Origin of the sequence: Achromobacter dolens (genome assembly GCF_902859745.1) — a bacterium.
Taxonomy (GTDB): domain Bacteria; phylum Pseudomonadota; class Gammaproteobacteria; order Burkholderiales; family Burkholderiaceae_B; genus Achromobacter; species Achromobacter dolens.
The window spans coordinates 202,421-224,759 of the sequence record NZ_CADIJW010000003.1 but is presented as its reverse complement, the minus strand read 5'-3'; the positions used below and the strand labels follow the sequence as shown (position 1 = coordinate 224,759).

20 protein-coding genes are annotated in these 22,339 nt (G+C 70.0%); 14 read left to right on the top strand and 6 right to left on the bottom strand.

The window, feature by feature from the left end:
- Positions 1-105 precede the first annotated feature (105 nt).
- On the bottom strand, positions 106-819 hold the full coding sequence (locus tag HV783_RS04635) for a DUF2325 domain-containing protein (RefSeq protein ID WP_175188764.1): 714 nt from the start codon (positions 817-819) through the stop codon (positions 106-108).
- A gap of 291 nt (positions 820-1,110) precedes the next feature.
- On the opposite strand from HV783_RS04635, the gene HV783_RS04630 reads away from it, so the two are divergent.
- Entirely contained in the window at positions 1,111-1,419 is a 309-nt protein-coding gene (locus HV783_RS04630) for a flagellar transcriptional regulator FlhD (RefSeq protein ID WP_175188763.1), read from the top strand.
- 76 nt (positions 1,420-1,495) lie between these two features.
- On the opposite strand, the gene HV783_RS04625 is transcribed toward HV783_RS04630, so the two are convergent.
- The gene (locus HV783_RS04625) at positions 1,496-2,779 is read right to left on the bottom strand and encodes an MFS transporter (protein ID WP_175188762.1); all 1,284 of its coding nucleotides are present in this window, start codon (positions 2,777-2,779) and stop codon (positions 1,496-1,498) included.
- Positions 2,780-2,885: 106 nt separating this feature from the next.
- On the opposite strand from HV783_RS04625, the gene HV783_RS04620 reads away from it, so the two are divergent.
- Positions 2,886-3,794 (top strand): LysR family transcriptional regulator, encoded by a 909-nt coding sequence (locus HV783_RS04620; protein WP_054502572.1) that lies wholly within the window; start codon positions 2,886-2,888, stop codon positions 3,792-3,794.
- Positions 3,795-3,935: 141 nt separating this feature from the next.
- The gene (locus HV783_RS04615) at positions 3,936-5,579 is read left to right on the top strand and encodes a mucoidy inhibitor MuiA family protein (protein WP_254603833.1); all 1,644 of its coding nucleotides are present in this window, start codon (positions 3,936-3,938) and stop codon (positions 5,577-5,579) included.
- 28 nt (positions 5,580-5,607) lie between these two features.
- Here HV783_RS04615 and HV783_RS04610 read toward each other — a convergent pair whose 3' ends face one another.
- The gene (locus tag HV783_RS04610) at positions 5,608-6,831 is read right to left on the bottom strand and encodes an EAL domain-containing response regulator (protein WP_054502574.1); all 1,224 of its coding nucleotides are present in this window, start codon (positions 6,829-6,831) and stop codon (positions 5,608-5,610) included.
- Positions 6,832-7,105: 274 nt separating this feature from the next.
- Between HV783_RS04610 and HV783_RS04605 the strand changes: the two genes are divergently transcribed.
- On the top strand, positions 7,106-8,233 hold the full coding sequence (locus HV783_RS04605; protein ID WP_054502575.1) for a 3-deoxy-7-phosphoheptulonate synthase: 1,128 nt from the start codon (positions 7,106-7,108) through the stop codon (positions 8,231-8,233).
- A gap of 60 nt (positions 8,234-8,293) precedes the next feature.
- On the opposite strand, the gene HV783_RS04600 is transcribed toward HV783_RS04605, so the two are convergent.
- A complete protein-coding gene (locus HV783_RS04600) occupies positions 8,294-9,529 on the bottom strand; it encodes an NAD(P)/FAD-dependent oxidoreductase (protein WP_175188761.1) in 1,236 nt (411 codons plus the stop codon).
- Positions 9,530-9,658: 129 nt separating this feature from the next.
- On the opposite strand from HV783_RS04600, the gene HV783_RS04595 reads away from it, so the two are divergent.
- The 9 genes from HV783_RS04595 (at position 9,659) to HV783_RS04555 (ending at position 19,441) form a co-directional block, all read left to right on the top strand.
- The gene (locus tag HV783_RS04595; RefSeq protein ID WP_175188760.1) at positions 9,659-10,261 is read left to right on the top strand and encodes a GNAT family N-acetyltransferase; all 603 of its coding nucleotides are present in this window, start codon (positions 9,659-9,661) and stop codon (positions 10,259-10,261) included.
- A 122-nt stretch (positions 10,262-10,383) separates the two neighbouring features.
- The gene (locus HV783_RS04590; RefSeq protein WP_054502578.1) at positions 10,384-10,890 is read left to right on the top strand and encodes a hypothetical protein; all 507 of its coding nucleotides are present in this window, start codon (positions 10,384-10,386) and stop codon (positions 10,888-10,890) included.
- Between the two features lie 381 nt (positions 10,891-11,271).
- Positions 11,272-11,991, top strand: a complete 720-nt coding sequence (locus tag HV783_RS04585; protein WP_054502579.1) for a response regulator transcription factor — start codon at positions 11,272-11,274, stop codon at positions 11,989-11,991.
- A 4-nt stretch (positions 11,992-11,995) separates the two neighbouring features.
- Positions 11,996-12,877: an HpcH/HpaI aldolase/citrate lyase family protein gene (locus HV783_RS04580; RefSeq protein WP_064523559.1), complete on the top strand. Its 882-nt coding sequence runs from the start codon at positions 11,996-11,998 to the stop codon at positions 12,875-12,877.
- A 239-nt stretch (positions 12,878-13,116) separates the two neighbouring features.
- A complete protein-coding gene (locus tag HV783_RS04575) occupies positions 13,117-14,751 on the top strand; it encodes an ATP-binding cassette domain-containing protein (protein WP_175188759.1) in 1,635 nt (544 codons plus the stop codon).
- Between the two features lie 106 nt (positions 14,752-14,857).
- Positions 14,858-15,805: a cupin domain-containing protein gene (locus HV783_RS04570; RefSeq protein ID WP_175188758.1), complete on the top strand. Its 948-nt coding sequence runs from the start codon at positions 14,858-14,860 to the stop codon at positions 15,803-15,805.
- Positions 15,806-15,976: 171 nt separating this feature from the next.
- The gene (asd, locus tag HV783_RS04565; protein WP_054502583.1) at positions 15,977-16,843 is read left to right on the top strand and encodes an archaetidylserine decarboxylase; all 867 of its coding nucleotides are present in this window, start codon (positions 15,977-15,979) and stop codon (positions 16,841-16,843) included.
- A gap of 97 nt (positions 16,844-16,940) precedes the next feature.
- Complete coding sequence (locus HV783_RS04560; RefSeq protein WP_144657246.1) at positions 16,941-18,146, top strand: alpha-hydroxy acid oxidase; 1,206 nt, start codon at positions 16,941-16,943, stop codon at positions 18,144-18,146.
- Between the two features lie 131 nt (positions 18,147-18,277).
- Entirely contained in the window at positions 18,278-19,441 is a 1,164-nt protein-coding gene (locus HV783_RS04555; RefSeq protein ID WP_054502585.1) for a metallophosphoesterase, read from the top strand.
- Positions 19,442-19,488: 47 nt separating this feature from the next.
- On the opposite strand, the gene HV783_RS04550 is transcribed toward HV783_RS04555, so the two are convergent.
- Positions 19,489-19,944 carry an Lrp/AsnC family transcriptional regulator gene (locus HV783_RS04550; RefSeq protein WP_006394840.1) on the bottom strand — a complete coding sequence of 152 codons (456 nt, stop codon included), beginning with the start codon at positions 19,942-19,944 and terminating at the stop codon, positions 19,489-19,491.
- A 92-nt stretch (positions 19,945-20,036) separates the two neighbouring features.
- Here HV783_RS04550 and HV783_RS04545 point away from each other — a divergent pair, with 92 nt between their 5' ends.
- Positions 20,037-21,248, top strand: a complete 1,212-nt coding sequence (locus tag HV783_RS04545; RefSeq protein ID WP_175188757.1) for an MFS transporter — start codon at positions 20,037-20,039, stop codon at positions 21,246-21,248.
- Positions 21,249-21,252: 4 nt separating this feature from the next.
- Here the strand turns inward: HV783_RS04545 and HV783_RS04540 are convergent, their stop codons facing one another.
- Positions 21,253-22,224, bottom strand: a complete 972-nt coding sequence (locus tag HV783_RS04540) for a sensor domain-containing diguanylate cyclase (RefSeq protein ID WP_231133008.1) — start codon at positions 22,222-22,224, stop codon at positions 21,253-21,255.
- Positions 22,225-22,339: the final 115 nt, after the last annotated feature.

Genomic DNA, 22,339 nt, shown 5'->3' with positions numbered 1-22,339 from the left:
ACTGTATTGCGGGCGCGGCGCGGCAGCCGCAACCCTCGGTAACTCGGCATTACATCTTGCGGGCGGCCCACGGCGAGACATCGCCGATTGACCGCCTCGCCGCCTTCAGCGCGGCATGTCGACGCTTTCGCGTGCCAGCCCCAGCGCCGTCAACGCCTCGGGTTTGTCCACCAGCACGCACTGCTTGCCGGTGCGGGTGCAGTGGTCCTTGACGCGCCAATAGGCGCCGTGGCTGACGCAGCCGGTCTGGCAGATCACCAGGTCGGCGGCGACCAGGCTGGCTTCCAACGTATCGCCGTCGGCGCCTTCCGCGCCGCAGTGGCCCAGGTAGCGGCCACCGGCCATTTCCACTACTTTGCGCGTCAGCATCAGGGCCATGGCGTCCTCGCCGACGCACAGCACGGATTTCTCGCGCAGCGCCGTCGCGGCGATCACCGCGGGCGCCACGGCGGGTCCGGTGACGGCGTCAAGCGAATGCGCGCGCGCCGCGGCGGACCGATCCTGCCAGGCCAGGCGCTCGCGCATCAGGCTCTGCACCCGTTCCATCAGTTGCGTGACGCGCCTGGCCAGCGCCACCCGCCTGGGCAGCCCCGGAACCGCGCCTTCGAATGCCGCGCGGTCTTCACGCGCCCAGGCCAGCGCGGTGTCGCGCTGGATCACCGCGGCCCGCAGCTTGAGGACCTCCCCTTCAAGGTGCTGGATGCGCTGCGCCTGGGCGCTGAGCAGGCGGCTGCAGCGGCCCTGCGCCTGCCCATAGGCGGCGAGCAGCGCCGCGTGCTCGCGCTGCAGCGAATTGGGCTCCTGGAATGCTAGGGTCATCGTGGGCCTCTCGGGTGACGGGCTACAGGCGGACGCGGATCATGCGCCGGCCAACGTGCAGGGCATTATAAATGAGAATGAGTCCGTTTCAATGAATGAAGATATGTCAATTCCGAGTACCGGGAAATCCATTACTGACGGCCCCTGATCGCTTAAATATGATCGACAAACCATATCGGCACGCAAGCCTTCGCGGGCTTGACTAGACGCCTATACAGGACGCTTCGCGCCTTGCCTGTCCTGGCCCGTGCACCCGCCGGGCCGCGGATTCAATGAAGTGAGGGGCACCCGATGCCGCGATCAACCGAGCTTCTGCGCGATATCCACGAAACCAATCTGATGTATCTGCTGCTGTTGCAGCGGATGGCCCGCGCCGGCAACCTGCCGGCCCTGGCGGGCATGCAGATATCGGAACGCGCCTGTCAGTGGCTGGCGGGCCTGCGGCACGAGGACGTGGCCCGGCTGGCCAAGAGCAGCGTGGTGCTGGCGCAGTTGAACCTGCCGCCGCACCTGCTGCTGGCGACGCTCAGCCAGGGCATGGAGGCCACCCTGGCCGCCGAGCCCCAGGCCGAGGCGCCCCCGGTCCGCACCCTCGTCTAGTCGGCGCCACCGGAAAGCCCCGATGGCCGGGCGCGCGCGGCGGCCCGCGGCCGCCGCTTGCTCCCTTCAAACAGGCTCAGGACGCGCCCCGCTCCACCGCCGCAGCCGACGGCACGCGGGCCGTGCGCCAGTAAAGCGCCGCGCTGATGGCCAGCGCCACCGTCAACAGGCTGCCGGCCATGGCCGCCACGCCAGGCCAGCCGCCATCGGTCCAGAAGTGGCCGCCCAACGAGCCCAGCACACTGGACCCGACGTAGTACACCAGCAGGTACAGCGCGGCCGCCAGCGCCTTGTAGCCCCGCGACATCTGGCCGACCCAGCCGCTGGCCACCGCGTGCGCCGCGAAGAAGCCGAAGGTGAAGACCACGATGCCGGCGATCAGCACCGCCAAGGCGTCCGACAAGGTCAGCAGCAGCCCCGCCAGCGCAATGCCCGTGGCCGCCGCCAGTATCGCGCCGCGACCATGGCGGTCGGCCAGGCGGCCAAAATAGGTCGACGCGAAGATGCCGACCAGGTACACGACGAAGATGAAGCCAATGAAGGTCTGGCTCAGCGAGAACGGCGGCGCCACCAGGCGGAAGCCGACGTAGTTGTAGACGGTGACGAAGGCGCCCATCAACAGCCCGCCCATGGCGAACAACCCGCACAGCGGACCATTGCGCAGGTGCGCCCCGATGCCGTCGCGCACGTCGCCGGCCACGCCGGCCCAGCCGCGCGAGCGCTGCGGCGTGAAACGGCGCGAGGCCGGCAGCAGCCAGATGAACAGCAGCGCCGCGACGATGCCCAGCAGGCCCAGCGTGCCCAGCGCCGCGCGCCAGCCGAAATGGTCGGACACCAGGCCCGTGATCACGCGCCCGGACAGGCCGCCGAAGGCGCTGCCGCTGATGTACAACCCCATGACGAAACCGAGCGTGTCGGGTTCGACCTCTTCGGCCAGGTAGGCCATGGCCACCGCTGGCACCCCGCCCATCGCCACGCCCTGCAACGCGCGCAGCGCCAGCAGGCTGTGCCAGTCGGGCGCCACCGCCGCCGCCGTGCCCAGCACGGCCGAGGCGAACAGCGACAACGCCATGATGCGCTTGCGCGGCAGCGCCTGCGAAAACAGCCCCACCAGGAAGATCGCCACGGCCAGCAGGCCGGTACAGAGCGACAGCACCAGGCTGCTCTGGGCCGGCGAGACGCCGAAGGCCTGCGTGAACAGCGGCATCAGCGGCTGCACGCAATACAGCAGCGAAAAGGTGGAAAAGCCCGCCGCGAACAGCGCCCACTGGGCGCGCCGCAAGGCCGGCGTGCCGCGCGCGAGGTAATCGGCCTGGGGCGCGGCGGGGGAAGACGGAGGAACGACTGGGGCGGTGGACATCTCGGAAATCTCGAAAACATCGGGCAATGGACCCGTGCGATCAAGGTAGACTTTTCCCCTGCATATGTCCAATATATGAAACCAGCACTCGCTATATTTTAAAACGATGGAACTGAGACATCTGCGCTATTTCACCGTGGTCGCGGAAGAACTGCACTTCACCCGCGCCGCCGCCCGGCTGGGCATCGGCCAGCCGCCGCTGAGCCAGCAGATCCAGCAGCTCGAGCGCGAGATCGGCACGGCGCTGTTCCTGCGCCTGCCGCGCGGGGTCGAGCTGACCGAGGCCGGCGCGCAGTTCCTGGAGGACGCCCGCGCCATCCTGGCCAGCGCCGACCGCGCCATCGACACCGCGCGCCGACTGGGGCGCGGCGAGCACGGCGCCATCACCGTGGGCTTCACCGCCTCGGCCGTGTTCCACCCGTATCTGCCGCGCGCCATCCGCGCTTTCCGCGACCGCTATCCGGACGTGCGCATCAGCCTCACCGAAAGCAATACCGTCAGCCTGCTGCGCGGCCTGCGCGAAAATGCCGTGGACGTGGCCTTCGTGCGGCCGCCGTACGTGCTGGATCCGGAATTCGAGGCCGAGCGCGTGCTGGACGAACCCATGCTGATCGCCCTGCCGCCCGACCATCCGCTCAGCCGCAAGCGCAGCGTGCCGATCGCCGCGCTGGCCGACCAGGATTTCGTGCTGTACCCCCGCCCCATCGGCGCCGGCCTGTACGACGCGATCCAGAACGCCTGCCTGCGCGCCGGGTTCACGCCGCGCGTCATCCAGGAAGCGCCGCAGATGGCCTCGATCGTCAGCCTGGTGGCGGCCGGCGTCGGCATCTCGATCGTGCCCGCCGCCATGCGCCACATGGGCGCCCAGGGCATCGAGTACCGGCCGATCAGGGGCGACGCGCCGCACGCCCTGCTGGACATGGCCTACCGCCGCCACGACCGCTCCGTCGCCGCCCGCAACGCGGTCGAGATGCTGCGGCGGCTGGCGCACCCGGAGCCGTCCGCGCCCGCTTGAAAACAGGGCGGTATCGCCCTGTCGCTTTTGACATCTTCTGTAAACCCATGCCCCGCCGCGCCCTGTAAATTGTCGCGCTATCGCCGCTGCGGCCCCGTTCACCGGAAGGCCGGCCGGCCCAACCTGCCTATAGGTGCACACGTGCAACGTACTCTTCTGGCGGTGGCCATCGCCACCCTTCCCGGTCTGGCCGCGGCGGCCGGGCTGGCCTCCTCCATCGGCGCGGTCACGGTCTACCAGGACCGCGCCGTCGTCACCCGTGCCGCCAGCAGCGACCTGCCCGCCGGCGAACACGAACTGGTCCTGGAAAAGCTGCCCGCCAGCCTGCAGGAGAATTCGCTGCAGGTCTCGGCCAAGAGCAGCGGCCAGGCCACCCTGCTGGACGTGCGCGTGCGCGATGCCTTCCAGGCCGATACCGCCAACGAGCGCGTCAAGCAGTTGGAAGACCAGATCCGCAAGCTGCAGGGCCAGCAGGCCGCGCTGGACGACGAAGCGTCGGTGCTGGACAACCAGCGCGAGCTGGTGGCGATGATGCAGCGCGGCGCCACCGAGCCGGCCAAGGATGGCCCGCGGCCGACGCTCGATGAGCTCAAGGCGATCCAGGCCCTCAGCGCCGACACCCTCAGCCGCACGCTCGCCGGCCTGCGCCGCGTGGCCGAACAGCGCGAGGAGCTCGAGCGCCAACTGTCCGCCGCGCAGGGCGAACTGGGCCAGTTGCAGGGCCAGCTCAACCGCCGCACCAAGACCGTCACGCTGCGCGTCAACCTGGCCCGCGCCGGCAAGCTCGACCTGAACGTCTCCTACGCCGTGGCCGGCGCGCGCTGGACCCCGTCGTACGATGCGCGCCTGCGTCCGGCCGACCGCAGCGTCGATCTCGGCTACTTCGGCGTGATCCGCCAGAACACCGGCGAAGACTGGAACAACGTCAAGCTGACCCTGTCCACCGCCCGCCCGGCGCTGGGCGGCGGCGCGCCCAAGCTGAATCCGTGGATCATCGATGTGGCGGCGCCGCCTCCGCCGATGCCGGCCCCGGTGGCCGCGGCGCCGGTCATGCGTCCCGAGCCGCGGGCCCGCCAGAGCGCCAAGTCGGCCTCCGCCGAGATGGCCGCCGGCGACATGGCGCCCGCCCTGGAAGAGGCCACGGTCGCGACCGCCGCGGTCCAGTCCGAGGCCACCAGCGCCTCGTTCCAGATCCGCACGCCCGCCACGCTGCCGTCCGACAACAGCACGCAGCGTGTCGCCATCACCACCGCCAAGCTGCCGGCCACGCTGCAATACCAGTCGACCCCGGCGCTGCGCGAAGCCGTCTTCCTGACGGCGCTGGCCAACAACAACACCGAATACCCGTTCCTGGCCGGCACGCTCAACACTTTCCTGGATGACGCCTTCGTGGCCGCCTCGTCCATGAAATCGGTGATGCCCGGCGAAAAGGTCGAGCTGGCGCTGGGCGCCGACGACGGCATTTCGATCAAGCGCCAACTGGTCAACCGCTACACCGAAAGCACCGGGTTCTCGGGCAATGGCAAGCGCGTGACTTACGAGTACAAGATCACGGTCAAGAACAACAAGGCCACCAAGGAACAGGTGAGCTTCAAGGACCGGCTGCCGATCTCGCGCAACGAGAAGATCGAGGTCAAGCTGCTGTCGCCGTCCGAGCGCGACATCAAGCGCGAAGACGACGGCGTGCTGGTGTGGAACTGGGAAATGGAGCCCGGCAAGTCGCGCGACGCGGTGCTCAAGTTCTCGGTCGACTACCCGGGCGACATCGACGTCGCCGGTATCTGAGCGGCGATGGCGACGCCGCCGGCCGGCCTCATTGCCGGCGGCAGAACGCGATGAAATCGGCGGGGGCCAGCGGCATCGAAATGCCATAGCCCTGCGCCAGCGTGCACCCCAACTCGCGCAGCAGCAGGATGTCGCGCTCCTGCTCGACCCCTTCGGCCACCACCCGCCGCCCCAGCACCCGCCCCATCTCGATGGCCGCCGCCACCACCGCGCGCGAGGCCGGTTCGCGGTGCATGTGGACGATGAAGTCGCGGTCGATCTTCAGTTCTGTGAACGGCATGGCCGAGAACAGCCGCATCGACGCGATGCCCGCGCCGAAATCGTCCATCGCCAGCTCGAAGCCGCGCACCCGCAGCAGGTTCAGGGCCGACGACAGCGCCAGCCAGTCGGTGACCGGCTCGTCTTCCGTCAGTTCGACCTTGACCAGCCGCGCCGGCAGCCCGGCCCGGGTCACCCGCTGCTCCAGGCTGTCCGGCAGCCCGGGCGCGCACAGCGTCGAGGCCGAGGCGTTGATCGCGATCGGCACCGCGATGCCCTCCGCGTGCATCTCGGCCAGCACCTCGACCACGCAGTCGGCGACACGGTTGAACAAGGTCTGGTCCAGCCCCAGACGGTGCGCCGCCGGCACGAAATCCACCGCCGGAATGACGCCCAGCGTCGGATGGTCCCAGCGCGACAGCGCCTCGGCCGCCACCGTGCGTCCCGTGCCCAGGTCCACCTGGGGCTGAAGCACCACGCTCATGCCGTCGCCGGAACTGAGCGCGCGCCCCAGTTCCGCCTCGATCACCTCGCGCCGCACCGCGGTGCGGCGCGGCGAGGCCGTGTCATCGTCCAGGCTGTGCAGCGCCGTCTTGATCGCATGCTGCATGGCGGTGCGCGTCACCGGCTTGGCCAGCGCCTGCGACGACGGGCAGCCGGCCTGCAGCGCCAGCCGCACATGCGATTGCAGCAGCTCGTCGGACAGGCTGCTGATCCAGACGATCGGCGGCATGCTCTTGAGCCGTCCCCCGTCGACCAGTTGGCGCAGTTCGTTGGGCAGGCGCGTGCCGTCGCCCTCGCCCATGACGATGTCGCTGATGACCACGTCGTAGGCCTGGCGCGCCAGGGCGGCGATGGCCTCGGCGCTGCTGCCCACGCCGGCCACCCGCCGGTATCCCAGGGCCAGCAGCATGTTCTGCAGATACGCCCGCTCCACCGGGTGGTCTTCCACCAGGAGGATCCGTCGAGAGGCGCCGGCGTGGAGTTTGGGCATCGGTCATGTCCTCGAGCGTGCGGCAGGCGGTGAGCCGGGCGCGGGGCGCTCGGCCTGGGGCGCGGTCGCGGGAACGCATGGCGTCATCGCTAAGGCGGTTGCGTCAATGCTAAGGCATCTGCCCCGACTGTAGCGCCACCGAACACGCCCTAGGCCCATTCGCCGCCCGGTCGCCATCGATCGTCCTAGGGCGCACGGGGACATAGCCCGGACGGACGACGCCGGCCGGTGCGATAATGATGGTCTTTTCCGCATCTACGGCACGGAGCTTCCCTTGACCCGCATTGACGATCCCCTGCACGACCGCGAGGTCGGCACGGCCGACGCCACCCAGGACAACACCCGCACGGACGACACCCGCATCAGCGCGGTGCGTCCGCTGATTTCGCCCGCGCTGCTGCAGGACGAGCTGCCGGTGTCGGCCGAGATCCAGACGCTGGTCGAGGACAGCCGCGCCCGCATCGCCGACGTGCTGCACGGCCGCGACGACCGCCTGGTGCTGGTGGTCGGCCCCTGCTCGATCCACGACCACGGCCAGGCGATGGAATACGCGCGCCAACTGCGCGCCGCCGCCGACCAGTACCGTGACGACCTGCTGATCGTGATGCGTGTCTATTTCGAGAAGCCGCGCACCACCGTCGGCTGGAAGGGCTACATCAACGACCCGCGCCTGGACGGCAGCTTCCGCATCAACGAAGGCCTGCGCCGCGCCCGCGAACTGCTGCTGGACATCAGCGGCCTGGGCCTGCCGATCGCCACCGAATTCCTCGATCTGCTCAGCCCGCAGTACATCGCCGACCTGATCGCCTGGGGCGCCATCGGCGCGCGCACCACCGAAAGCCCCAGCCACCGCCAACTGAGCTCCGGCCTGAGCTGCCCGCTCGGGTTCAAGAACGGCACCGACGGCGGCGTGCAGATCGCGGCCGACGCCATCGTCGCCGCCAGCGCCAGGCACGCCTTCATGGGCATGACCAAGATGGGCATGGCGGCCATCTTCGAAACGCGCGGCAATGCCGACACCCATGTGATCCTGCGCGGCGGCAAGCAAGGCCCCAACTACGACGCCGCCAGCGTCGACGCCTGTTGCGCGGTGCTGCGCGCCGCCGGCCAGCGCGAGCAGGTCATGATCGACTGCTCGCACGCCAACTCCAACAAATCGCACCTGCGCCAGGTCGACGTGGCGCGCGACATCGCCGCCCAATTGTCCCAGGGCGACACGCGCATCACCGGCGTGATGATCGAGAGCCATCTAGAGGAAGGCCGCCAGGACCTCAAGCCCGGCCAGCCGCTGCGTCATGGCGTGTCGATCACCGACGCCTGCCTGGGCTGGACCCAGACGCTGCCTGTGCTGGACCTGCTGGCCGACGCGGTGCGCCAGCGCCGCGCCAAGGCCCGCGCCTGACAACCCGCCCCGGTGCGCGCGGCATCGCGCCGGACGGCCGGGATTGCCCCGCAAAATGCGCTAGCGATTCAACGCATACGGCGCCGGATCCATGTCCGGCGCCTGTCCCGTCATCAGGCAGGCCAGCAGCTTGCCGGTCACCGGCCCAAGTGTGAAGCCGTGATGCGCATGGCCGAAGGCCAGCCACAGGCCCGCATGGCGCGGCGCCGCGCCGATCACCGGGCGCATGTCCGGCATGCACGGCCGGCAGCCCATCCAGGGCGTTTTCTCCACCGCCTCGCCTAATGGCAGCAACTGCGCCGCCAGCGCCCGCGTGCGGGTCACCTGCACTGGCGACGGCGGCGCGTCGCGCGGCGCGAATTCGGCGCCCGTGGTCAGGCGCAGGCCCAGTGTCATGGGCGACATCACGAACCCGCTGTCGATATCGGCCACCGGATGCGCCAGCGAGGCCCCGCCTTCCAACGCGAAATGCTGGTGATAACCGCGCTTGACCGCCATGGGCACGCGATACCCCAGCGGCCGCAGCACGTCGGGCGACCACGGCCCCAGCGCCACCACCGCCTCGCGCGCCTGGACGGCCCCCGTCACGCCGCGCACGCGCCAGCCGCCAGGCACCGCCTCGAGACTGCGCGCATCGCCACGCGCCAGCGAGCCGCCACGCCGCTGGAACAGCGCCGCGTAGCCGCGCGCCACCGCGCCCGGATCCGACACATTGACCGGGTCGCGCCAGTGGATCGCGCCCACCATGCGCGGCGACAACGACGGCTCCAGCGCCGACAGGGCCTGGCGGTCCAGCAACTGGTAGTCGAGTCCGTACTCGGCCAGCGCGGCGGCCTCGGCCGCCGCGCGGTCCAGGCTTTGCTGGCTGCGCATGCCATCGATCCAGCCATTGCGGCGAAACAGCGCGCCGATGCCGGCGGCGTCCTTGAGCGCGTCGTGTTCGGCCACGCTGCGCTCGATCAGCGGCAGCATCGCGGCCGCGGCGCGCGCCAGCCGCGACGGCGCCGAATGCCACCAGTAGCGCAGCAGCCAGGGCGCGATGCGCGGCAGGAAACGCGCGTGGTAGCGCACGTCGGGGGTGCGGTTGCCGGCATAGCGCAGCAGGCTGCGCCAGTCGCGCGGAAAGGCGTAGGGAATGACGCTGGCGCGTTCGATCAGCCCGGCGTTGCCATAGCTGGTTTCCTCGCCGGGACCGCGCCGGTCCAGCAGGACCACCGAGCGGCCGCGCGCCTGCAGGTGCAGCGCGGTGCTCACCCCGATGATGCCCGCGCCCAGGACAACCACGTCAGTTTTCATGCGCCGCATTCTGCGCCCGGGCGCGGGGGTTCGGCAAGCCGCCGAGGGCGGGCGTAGAATCGCTGGGCGTCCGGGACGCCGCCATGACGGCGGACGCCCGACCGCGACGCGTCCGCGGAGTCTCCCGTCATGTCTTCCCCCGCCCGCCTGCCGCCCGTCACCCTGGAAGGCGAGATCGTCCGGCTCGAGCCCCTGACCCTGACGCACGCCGCCGCGCTGGCCGAGGTTGGGCTGCACCCGGAACTGTGGCGGCTGCAGCCCGAACCGGTCGAATCCGCCGACGACATGCGCCGCTACGTCGAGCGCGCGCTGGACGGCCAGGCCGCCGGCGCCTGCCTGCCGTTCGCCATCGTGCGCCGCGAAGACGGCCGGGTCATCGGCACCACCCGTTATATGGATATCGCCCTGCCCCACAGGCGCCTGGAGATCGGCGCCACCTGGCTCACCCCCGCCAGCCAGCGCAGCGGCGCCAACACCGAGGCCAAGTACCTTTTATTGCAGCACGCCTTTGAAACAATTGGTATCATGCGGGTCGTGTTCAAGACGGAAGTGACCAACCTGCAATCCCGGCAGGCCATTCTCCGTATCGGCGGCGTCGAGGAAGGAGTCTTCCGCAAGCACCTCATCGCGCAGTCCGGACGCACCCGCGACATGGTCTACTTTGCCATCCTCGACGAGGATTGGCCCGCCGCCAAAGCGCGCCTGCTGGCGCGCCTGCGGCGCGCGCCGTAGCCCGGACGGGACCTTGCTCTTTGTTTGCATCAGGGCCGGCGCTCAAGTTCACCGGACGCGACGCCGTTAACGCAGTACCGCGGGGCAAGTTTCCACCCGCCCCCGCCTCTTTCAAGTCAGGTATGGATCGTTCTCCCCTCGCCCCGCCCTCGCCGCTCGGGCACAACCAGCGCACCATCTTCATCTACACCGAAGAGCAACGGGGCAACCAGTTGGTTGAATCATTGGTCATCGGCATGCTGTCGGACGTCTCGGGTTCGGACAAGCTCGTCGTGGTGCAGGACCCGTTCAGCGGCCTCAAATTCATCTACCGCATCGACCACGAAAGCAGCAATCTCGACGCCGCGGCGCTCACCGAACAGGACGAGTCCGCATTCAACGGCAAGACGTCGGTCCAGATCAACTCGATGTCCTACAAGTTGGGAACCGCCGAGAACGCAATGAAGCTGCTGCGCGGCAAGACCCAATGGATCCAGGACAAGGGCGCGGTGCTGTCGGTGCTGCTGCAGAACGCCGCGGCCCGCAAGACGCGCTTCGCCCCGCCCCGCATCGAACGCGATCGCGTGCGCCGGGTGCCGCAGGGCGTGCCCGTGGAATACCTGACGGACCCGGCCGCGCCGCCGCAATGACCCGCGCGGCACGGCGCAATCGCTGAATCGATGCCGGGCGAATTTTTTATCCACAGTTTCTGTGGATAAAAAACTCACAGGCGCACGACTGCTGGCCGTTACGACGCCGCTACCGGGGCTGGTCATTTTTTGACCACCGGTATCGGCGCGGTTCGAGGCGCCTTGCGACGGCATTCGCTGCGCCGCAATATGCCGCGCCGCCGTAGCGGCGATAATGATATTCTCCGCGAAAGCGCCTCGAGGGGATCACACCGATGGCGCCGTATCCGGCCTGCGCCAGGCGGAGTCCTCCACACCAATAAGAAGCCGTAGCATGAAAGGAGCGGAAAGCGTGTTTGCCCTTGGAGCGCCTCGCGCACAACCGCTAGCTCGTCCGGCGCCGTGACCATCATCATCGTCGACGATCACGGGGACTGGCGCGACAGCATCGCCGAATTCATCCACGACCTCGGCCTGGGCGAAGCCATCCTCACCGCGGGTTCGCTGTCCGAACTCGACCAACTGCTGCTGAGCGTGACGCCCGGCATCCTGGTGCTGGACGCGATGCTGCCCGACGGCGACGGACTGGCGCGCGTGTCCCACCTGCGCACCACCTATCCCTCGATGGGCATCATCATGCTCACTGGTCGCCTGTTGAGCGAAGACAAGGTGTCCGGCCTGAGCCTGGGCGCCGATCATTACCTGACCAAGCCCGTCAACCTGGCCGAACTGGGCGCCACGCTGGTGTCGCTGTCGCGCCGGCTGAGGGTGGTGCCCGCGGCCGGCCCCGAAGCGCCCAGCGCCGAGATCTGGCGCTTCGATCCGGCGCGCCGCATGCTGGTCTCGCCCAAGCGCGTCCACGTCGACATCACCGATACCGAGAGCCGCCTGATCGGCGCGCTGATCCAGGCCGCGCCGCTGCCGCTGTCGCGCGGCCGGCTGGTCGAGGCGCTCGGCGCCAGCGCCGAAGCCTACGACACCCATCGGCTCGACGCCCACATGCACCGCCTGCGCCGCAAGCTGCGCGCGCAGGCCGGCGGCGACATGGGCATCCGCACGGTGTATGGCGTCGGCTACGTCTGCACCATGCCCGTGCAGGTCATCAGCAATCCCAAGAGTTGAATCCATGTCCCTCGCCGCCCGTCCCCGCCGTTCCGTCCTCTACATGCCGGGCGCCAATGCGCGCGCGCTGGACAAGGCCCGCAGCCTCGACGCCGACACGCTGATCCTGGACCTGGAAGACGCGGTCGCGCCCGACGCCAAGGCGCTGGCGCGCCAGCAGGTTGCCGCGGCCCTGCGCGCCGGCGGCTATGGCCGGCGCGAATGCGTGGTGCGCGTCAATGCGCTCGATACGCCATGGGGCCTGGACGACGTGCGCGCCATCGCGCAGGCCGGCGCCGATGCGGTGCTGCTGCCCAAGGTGCAGTCGGCGGCCGAACTGGAAGCCCTGGCGCAGGCGCTGGACGCGGCCGGCGCGCCCGCCGCGCTGCCGCTGTGGGCGATGGCCGAGACGCCGCTCGGTTTCCTGCGGCTGGACGCCATCGCCGGCGGCCACGCGCGGCTCGCGGCCATCGTGGTGGGCACGTCCGACCTGGTCAAGGACCTGCACGCCCGCCACACGCCCGAGCGCCACGAGACGCTGCTGGCGCGCTCGCTGGCGGTGCTGGCCGCGCGCGCCCATGGCCTGGCCGTGCTGGACGGCGTGCACCTGGACCTGGATGACGACGCCGGGCTGGCCGCCGCGTGCCGTCAAGGACGCGACCAGGGCTTCGATGGCAAGACCTTGATCCACCCGAAGCAGATCGCCGCCGCCAACGCGGCCTTCGCCCCGACCGATGCCGAGCTGGCCAGCGCGCGCAAGCGGCTCGATGCCTGGCGCGCGGCCCAGGCCGCCGGCCAGGGGGTGGCGGTGGTGGACGGCGCGCTGGTCGAGAACCTGCACGCGCGCGAGGCCGAACGCCTGCTGGCCCTGGCCGACGCCATCGCCGCGCGTTCGGCCCCGGCCTGAGGCCGCGCCACGACTGGCTGAACCCGCCCTCGGGCGCGGGTCCGCGCGGCCGGCTACAATAGCGCCCGCGATCGGATGGGCATCCGCCCCGTCCGCCAGCCGCGCTTCGCGCGGCCCGCATGTCGCGCCGCCGGCGCGACCGCTCCACGGTTCCTTCTTTTTGCGCCGCACTTTGTGGCGGGAGCCTTGCCGCGCTTATTTCACGCCACCCCGGTCGGCCCCCTCCTGCCACACGATTCATGATCCGCTTCCAACAAGTTTCACTCATGCGCGGCGTCAAGCCCTTGTTCGACAAGGTCGACCTGCTCCTGAACCCCGGCGACAAGATCGGCCTGATCGGCGCCAACGGCGCCGGCAAGTCGAGCCTGTTCGGCCTGCTGCGCGGCACGCTGCATGCGGACCAGGGCGACCTGGACTATCCCGCCAGTTGGCGCATGGCCTACGTGGCGCAGGAAACGCCCGCGCTCGACCGCCCCGCCATCGAATACGCCATCGACGGCGACGTCACGCTGCGCAAGCTCGAAGCCGAACTGGCCGCTCTGGAAGCGGAGCCCGAGAGCGCCGAGAACGGCCTGCGCATGGCCGACATCTACGCCGCGCTGGCCGATGCCGACGCCTACACCGTGCATTCGCGCGCCGAGCAGTTGCTGACGGGCCTGGGCTTCACCCAGGCGCAGATGCAGTTGCCGCTGACCAGCTTCTCGGGCGGCTGGCGCATGCGCCTGAACCTGGCGCAGGCCCTGATGTGCCCGTCCGACCTGCTGCTGCTTGACGAGCCCACCAACCACCTGGATCTGGACGCCATCATCTGGCTGGAAGACTGGCTCAAGCGCTACCCGGGCACGCTCATCGTGATCTCGCACGACCGCGACTTCCTGGACGGCGTGGTCAACTTCATCGTCCACATCGACGAGCGCAAGCTCAAGCGCTACTCGGGCAACTACTCGTCGTTCGAGCGCCAGCGCGCCGCCCAGTTGGAACTGGCGCAAGGCATGATGGAAAAGCAGATGCGCCAGCGCGCGCACCTGCAGTCGTTCATCGACCGCTTCAAGGCGCAGGCCAGCAAGGCGCGCCAGGCCCAGAGCCGCATCAAGGCGCTGGCGCGCATGGAAGAAGTGGCGCCGCTGCGCGCCGCCGCCGAATTCTCGTTCGAGTTCCGCGAGCCGCTGCGCGCGCCCAACCCGCTCTTGACGATGGACAAGGTCAGCGCCGGCTACCGCAACACCGACGAGGACAGCGGCGTCACGTCCGACAAGATCATCGTGTCGGGCATCGACTTCTCGCTGCAGGCGGGCCAGCGCCTGGGCCTGCTGGGCATCAACGGCGCCGGCAAGTCGACCTTCATCAAGACCATCGCCGGCGAGCTGCAGGCGCTGGCGGGCGAGACGCAATTCAACAAGGGCCTGTCGATCGGCTACTTCGCCCAGCACCAGGTCGAGATGCTGCGCCATGACGAATCGCCGTTGTGGCACATGACCAAGATCGCGCCCACGGTCCGCGAGCAGGAACTGCGCAACTTCCTGGGCAGCTTCAATTTCAACGGCACCATGGCCACCAGTTCGATCGCGCCGTTCTCGGGCGGCGAGAAGGCCCGCCTGGCGCTGGCGCTGATCGTGTGGCAGCGCCCCAACCTGCTGCTGCTGGACGAGCCCACCAACCACCTCGACCTGGAAACCCGCGAGGCGCTGACCACCGCGCTGGCGCAGTTCGAAGGCACGCTGGTGCTGGTGTCGCACGACCGCCACCTGCTGCGCGCCACCACCGATCAGTTCATCATCGTGGCCGATGGCCGCTTCAGCCCGTTCGACGGCGACCTGGACGACTACAAGGACTGGCTCTACAAGACCAAGCTGTCGGCCAAGGCCGCGGCCTGACCGCGCGCCCCAACCGGCATAGAATCGCAAGCATGTCCCGCCGCGCCGCGGCGGCCCTCAGCGGGGCGGCCCGGCCGGGCGGCCCGCCCTCCTTCCCAGGGAGCCCATGGACAGTCTCAGCCAGCTCCTGTCGACCGCCGAGCCCGCGGGCACGGTGGACCTGCTGTGCCGCTACGGCGGCCGCTGGCGCGCCGATCATCCGCAGGCGCCGGCCGGCCACGTGCCTTATCACGTCATTCTGCAAGGCGAAGGCGTGGCCCGCGTCGGCCGCGACGAACTGGCCCTGCGGACCGGCGACATCCTGCTGCTGCCGCACGGCGCCTCGCACCTGCTGCGCGGCATCGACGAGCGCGCGCCGGCCGCCGCCGCGCCGCCCGACATCCGCCACAACGGCGTCCTGACCGAACTGACCCAGGAGGGCGCGGGTCCGCGCCTGGAAATGCTGTGCGGCGTATTCACGCTGGGCCGCGCCGGCAGCCTGCTGCTGATGGCGTTGCCGCAGGCGATGGTGCTGCGCTCCGCCACCCTGGGCGACAACACGGCGCTGGCCGCGCTGCTGGCGCTGATGCGCGCCGAGGCCGGACAGCCGCGGCTCGGCGGCGCGGCCATCATCAACCAGCTATCCACCGCCCTCTTCACGCTGGTGCTGCGCGCGCTGGTGCACGACGGCCAGCAGACGCGCGGCCTGCTGGCGCTGATGGCCGACCCCAGGCTGGCGCCCGCCGTGCAATCCATGCTGCGGTCCCCCACCGAACCGTGGACGCTGGCCACCCTGGCCCAACGCTGCCATTTGTCGCGCGCGACCTTCGCCCGCCAGTTCGTGCGCGCCAGCGGCCTGACGCCGCTGCGCCTGCTGACCGCGATCCGCATGGAGCATGCGGCGCGCCAGTTGGAGCGGCTGAAGGAATCCGTGGCGCGCGTCGCCGCGGGCATCGGCTACCAATCGGAGGCCGCCTTTGCCCGCGCCTTCAAGCAGCACTTCGGCGTCGGCCCGGGCACGTATCGGCGCCAGGGCGCCGCGCCGGAAGGCGCGCCGGCCCGGGCGCGCGCCTAGGTGTGGCAAGAAAGCTGTCCGCGCCATGGTCCATTGGGAGGCTAGACGCGTTACAATCCCGCGAATTGCACGCCCGGCGCGATCTTCGACGCCACCTTCAACGGCCCCCGGGCGCGACAACCTCCAACCACGTCCCGCTGTCCGCGGGACGCGTTTTTTTAGCGCTCCTAGATGCCGATCAAAGACCAACTTTTCCTCGCCAGCCAGTACCTCGCGCCGCATCACCTGGTGTCGCGTTTCTTCGGATACGCCTCGGACTGCCGGGAACCCGCGGTCAAGAACTGGATGATCTCGCGCTTCGTGCGCAAGTACGGCGTGGACATGCGCGAAGCCGAGCAGGAAGACGCGCTGGCCTACGATTGCTTCAACGATTTCTTCACCCGCGCCCTCAAGCCGGACGCCCGCCCGCTGGACGATGAGCCCGGCGGCGTGCTGTGCCCGGCTGACGGCGCCATCAGCCAGATGGGCGCCATCGAGCATGGCCGCATCTTCCAGGCCAAGGGCCACAGCTATGGCCTGGCCGACCTGCTGGGCGGGGACAGCGAGCGCGCCGCGCCGTTCCAGGGCGGCGAGTTCGCCACCATCTACCTGTCGCCCAAGGACTACCACCGCGTCCACATGCCGGTGGCCGGCACATTGCGCGAAATGATCCATGTGCCGGGCCGCCTGTTCTCGGTCAATCCGCTGACCGCGCGCAACGTGCCGCGCCTGTTCGCCCGCAACGAGCGCGTGGTCTGCATTTTCGACACCGAGCACGGGCCCATGGCCCTGGTGCTGGTCGGCGCCATGATCGTCGCCTCGATCGAAACCGTCTGGGCCGGCCTGGTCACGCCGTACAAGCGGCGCGTCAAGGCCGTGCGCTACGACGACGCGGCGCGCGCGCCGATCCAGCTCGCCAAGGGCGCCGAGATGGGCCGCTTCAAGCTGGGCTCGACCGCCATCGTGCTGTTCGGCCCGGGCAAGGTGCGCTGGGCCGATACGCCATCGGTGCGCGGTCCGGTCCGCATGGGAGAACTGCTGGCGCTGCCGCAGGCCTAGGGTCTATTTCCAAAAAAGCGAATAAGCGCGTGCGGATTTATTCGCTTTATGCGATGAATCCGCCTGGGTAGATTGGCGGTTTTCCCCAGGCCCCGCCATGTCCGCCACGTCCCTGCCCGCTGCCGCCGCCCCTGCCACCGCCAGTCGTCCGCCCCGCGCCCTGATGCGCCTGCTGTCGCTGGACGACTTCGAGGCGGCCGCCCGCCGCCGCCTGCCCAGACCCATCTTCGGCTATGTCGCGGGAGCCGCGGAGGACAATCAGTCACTGCGCGCCAATCGCGAGGCCTTCGGCCGCTACGCCTTCCAGCCGCGCGTGCTGGTCGACGTGTCGCGCCGCAGCCAGCACGTCGAATTGTTCGGCCGCCGCTACGAATCGCCGTTCGGCATCGCGCCCATGGGCATCAGCGCGCTGTCCGCCTATCGCGGCGACATCGTGCTGGCGCGCGCCGCGCGCGAACAGGGCATCCCCGCCATCCTCAGCGGCACCGCGCTGATCGCGCTCGAAGATGTCATCAAGGAGGCGCCCGGTACCTGGTTCCAGGCCTACCTGCCCGGCGACCCGGCGCGCATCGACGCGCTGGTGGCGCGCGCGGCGCGCGCCGGCTACGAAACCCTGGTGCTGACGGTGGACATCCCCGTGTCGGCCAATCGCGAGAACAACGTGCGCACCGGCTTTTCCACCCCGCTCAAGCCGAGCCTGCGGCTCGCCTGGGATGGCCTGACCCGGCCGCGCTGGCTCGCCGGCACCTTCCTGCGCACGCTGCTGGCCCACGGCATGCCGCACTTCGAGAATTCGTTCGCCACGCGCGGCGCGCCCATCGTGTCCGGCTCGGTGCTGCGCGATTTCAGCGCTCGCGACCATCTCAATTGGGAGCACGTGGCGCGCATCCGCCGGCAATGGCAGGGCGCCCTCATCATCAAGGGCATCCTGCATCCGGCCGACGCGCGGCTGGCGCGCGAGCACGGCGCGGACGGCATCATCGTCTCCAACCACGGCGGCCGCCAGCTCGACGGCGCGCTCTCGCCGCTGCGCGCCCTGCCCGGCGTGGTGGCGGCCGCCGGCGCCATGCCGGTGATGATGGACAGCGGCGTGCGCCGTGGTGGCGATGTCCTGAAGGCGCTGGCGCTGGGCGCGCGTTTCGTGTTCGTCGGACGTCCCTTCAACTATGCCGCGGCGGTCGGTGGCCAGGCTGGCGTGGCGCACGCCATCGGCCTGCTGCGCGCCGAGGTCGACCGCAACATGGCCATGCTCGGCATCAACCGCCTGGACCAGATGGACGCCAGCCTGTTGACCCCCGCGTGACGCCTGCCTGATGCCGCCGCCAGGCGCGCGGGTGTCATTTCCCTGCGGGACGCCGCGGCCGCAGGGCATAGAATGACGGTTCCTTCGCTATCGCCGGGCCGGCCTTCGCGCCGGCCCCCGCCCCGCCGCCCGTGTCCCTACGCCAATCCTCGTTTTTCCTGCGCTTTCTGACCCTGGGCGCGCTGGCCCACGTCTACGTCGGCGCCCGCCTGATTCCCGACGCCGGCCTGGACGGCCCGGGCTCGGCGACCGCGGTCCTGCTGCTGATCCTGTCGTGCATCCTGATCCCGCTGGGAATGCTGGCGCGCTCGTCCGTGCACCCGCCCTGGGGCGACCGCATCGCCTGGGTCGGCCTGATCGCCATGGGCCTGTTCTCATCGTTGTTCGTGCTGACGGTGCTGCGCGACGCGCTGTTGCTGGTGACGTGGCTGGTGAGCCTGGCGACCGGTCCGGGACTGCCCTGGATCGACTTGCGGCGCGTCAGCGCGATAGCGGTCGCCGCGCTGGCCCTGGCGGCCACGCTGGTCGGCTTCTACAACGCCCGCCGGCGCGCCCGCGTGGTGACGGTGGAGGTGCCGATCCGCGGCCTGCCGACCGACCTGGACGGCTTCACCATCGTGCAGATCAGCGATATCCACGTCGGGCCGACGATCAAGCGGCGCTACGTGCAGGCCATCGTCGACGCGGTCAACGAACTGTCCCCCGACGTCATCGCCATCACCGGCGACGTGGTGGACGGCAGCGTCGAGCAGTTGGCGGCGCAAGCCAGCCCGCTGGGCCAGTTGCGCGCGCCTTTCGGCGTGTACCTGGTGACCGGCAACCATGAATATTATTCAGGCGCCGCGCCCTGGGTCGCGGAATTCCGCCGCATGGGCCTGCGGGTGCTGATGAACGAGCATGCCGTGATCCATCCCGCCGGCCTGCCGGTGGTGGTGGCCGGCGTCACCGACTACAGCGCCGGCGCCTTCGATCCGCGCCAACGCAGCAACCCCGCGGCGGCGCTGGCCGGCGCGCCGGCCGACGCGTTGCCCAAGATCCTGCTGGCGCACCAGCCGCGCAGCGCGGCCGCGGCCGCGCCGCTGGGCTACACCCTGCAGTTGTCGGGCCACACGCACGGCGGCCAGTTCTTCCCGTGGGGCTTTTTCGTGCGCTTCCAGCAGCCTTATACGGCGGGCCTGCACCGCCTGGGCGACATGTGGGTCTACATCAGCCGCGGCACCGGCTACTGGGGGCCGCCCAAGCGCCTGGGCGCGCCGTCCGAAATCACCCGCCTGCGGCTGCGGCCGCTGCGCTGAACGCCGCCAGGCGCGGCGCGCAATCGCCGAGGCCGCGCCCCGGCGTCCTAGGCGTCGTCCGGCAGCGGGCCGCGCTCCAGGTAGCTGGTCAGCGCGATGTCGCTGGTGGTGTTGGTGATGCCCTCGATCTGGTGGATGCGCGCCAGCAGCGCCTCCAGCGCCTGGGTGTCGCGCACCCGCACTTTGAGCAGCATGGCGCTCTTGCCGGTGATGGTGTGGATCTCCTCGACCTCGGTCAATTCGGCCAGGCCGAGCACCTGCTGGGTAATGCTCCAGTTATTGGTATCCACATGCACGAACGCCAGCAGCGGCCTGCCGATGCGGGCGCCGTCCAGCCGCGCGGCGATGCCCTTGATGAGCCCGTCGCGCTTGAGGCGCTTGACCCGCTCGTGCACGGCGGGGGCCGACAGGTTCAGCAATTTGCCCAATTCGGCGTAGCTCGGCGAGGCGTCGTCCGCCAGCAGCGTTAATAGTTTTCGGTCGCGGTCGTCGAGATCTGGCATTGGAATCTGGTTCTGCCTAACGGCATTCGAAGTTTTACGGAATAAAGGAATATCGGTATTAACCCTTATTTTATTCCAATAAAATTCCGCGGATGCAGAACCGCAACACCGCGCGCGCGCCGTCGCGCCGCCCGCCGCTTCCCCCCGCCATCCCCGCCTTGATGTTCGCCGTCAGCGTCGTCGGCTCGAACGGCCTGGCCCTCAGCCCGATCCTGTCGGACGTGGCGCGCTCGTTCGGCAGCACCGCGCTCACCGTCAGCACCGCCATTTCCGCCTACGGCGCGGCCACCGCCGCCAGCGCCTTCCTGCTGGCCGCCCGCATCGACCGCTGGGGCATCCGGCGCGCCCTGCTGATCGCCATGGCGGTGCTGATCGCGGCGCTGTCGCTGTCGGCCGCCGCGCCGCACTGGATCGTGCTGACCGCGGCCCAGGCGCTGGCCGGCGCCGCCGCGGGCGTGATCCTGCCGGCGGCCTACGGGTCGGCCTCGCTGGTGGCCGCCGCCGGGCAGGAAACCCGCGCGCTGGGCCGCGTGATTTCGGGCTGGTCGGTATCGCTGGTGGCCGGCGTGCCCCTGTCGGCGCTGATCTCCGACGCGGTCGGCTGGCGCGCCACCTACGCCGTGCTGGCGCTATGCGCCGCGGTCGCGCTGGCCGGGCTGCGCAAGCTCCCGGAACGCCGCAGCGCCCACGCCGCCCCGCCCCGGCTGTCACGCCTGCTGGCGCCGCTGTCGTACCGCGACGTGCCGGTGCTGCTGCTGGGCTGCCTGGCGTTTTCCTCGGCCTTCTACGGGGTCTATGCCTTCCTGGCCGACCACGTGCGCACGCTGCTGGGCCTGTCGGCCGGCCAGGTCGGCTTCATCGCCTTCGCCTATGGCGCCGGCTTCCTGCTGGCCGGGCTGAGCGGCGCGCCGCTGATCGAACGCGTGGGCCCGCGCCGCGCCCTGCCGCTGGCCCTGGCCGCGATCGCCCTGGTCTACCTGGCGCTGCTGCCAGCCGCCCATGCGCTGACCGCCGTGCTGGCGCTGGCCGCGCTGTGGGGCGCGGCTTCGCAACTGAGCCTGAATCTGCTGGTGCTGTTGTTGTCGCGAGCCCGACCCGACGAGCGCGGCGCAGTGCTCGGACTGAACACCTGCACCACGTACCTGGGCGCCAGCGTCGGCACCGCCGTGGCCGGCACGCTCTACACCCACGCCGGCTTCGAGAGCCTGGGGCTGGCCGCCGCGGCCGCCGTGGCGCTCGCCGCCCTGGCGCTGCACTGGCGCCTGAACGGCCGCCGCGCCGGCGAACGCCGCGCCGCCGCCTGACGCCTCAAGCCGGCAGCACCACCGCGCAATCGCGCCCCGCGCGCTTGGCCTGGTACAACGCCTGGTCGGCGCGCCGCAGCACATCCGACATGCTGACGTCGGTTTCCAGAAAGCCGGTGATCCCCCCGCTGGCCGACAGCACCACCGCGTGGCCGTCGATGTTGGCGGGATGCTGGCGCAGGCTGGCGCGCAGGCGGTCGCACACCGCCAGGGCCGCGTCCTGGTCGGCATCGGCCAGCAGCACCACGAATTCCTCGCCGCCCAGGCGTCCCACCGAATCGCCCTCGCGCAGGCAGGCCCGCAACTGGTCGCAGAAGTGCCGCAAGGCGGCGTCGCCGCCCAGGTGGCCGTAGCGGTCGTTGACCTGCTTGAAATAGTCCAGGTCCAGCATCAACGCCGTGTGGCCGGCGCCGCGCCGGGCAGCCTCCAGCAGGGTCTTCATGCGTTGCAGGATCTCGGCGCGGGTCCAGCAGCCGGTCAACCCGTCGACCTTGGCCAGCCGCGCCAGGGCGGCCTCGTTGCGGCGGTTCTCGGTCACGTCCATGCCGATGTTGACCACGCTGCCATCGGGCAGGCGCACGTTGGACCACATGACCGACAGGCACTCGCCATCGCGTGCCAGCGGCCGCCATTCGCGAAAGCCCTGATGCGGCGTCGGCCCCACGCTGTCGAGGACGCGGGCGCGGACCTCGGGATCGGGGTAGAACAGCGCCAGCGGTTCGGGATGCCGATTGATTTCGTCGCGGGTCCAGCCGAAGCGGCGTTCGCAGGCGTCATTCCACAGCAGGCACTGGCCGTCTTCGTCGAAGGCGTTGATCAGCACGGGGGCGTTGTGGAACAGGGCCTCGTACTGAGCCACCACCTGGCGCAAGCGGGCCAGTTCCTCGTCGCGCGGGTCCGGCGCGCCCACGCCAGCCTCGCCGTCGAACCGCGACGGCGAGGCATTCAGGGCGTCATTCGAAGAAGCGAGTCGCATGGGATGGCGGGCGGGCAAAGGCGTCACGGCCGGGCCGCGGCGGCCCCGGGGATGCAAAGCGCGGCCAGTATACGTTCAAGGCCACGCGGCAACTGCCAAGAAACGTCAAGCCGCC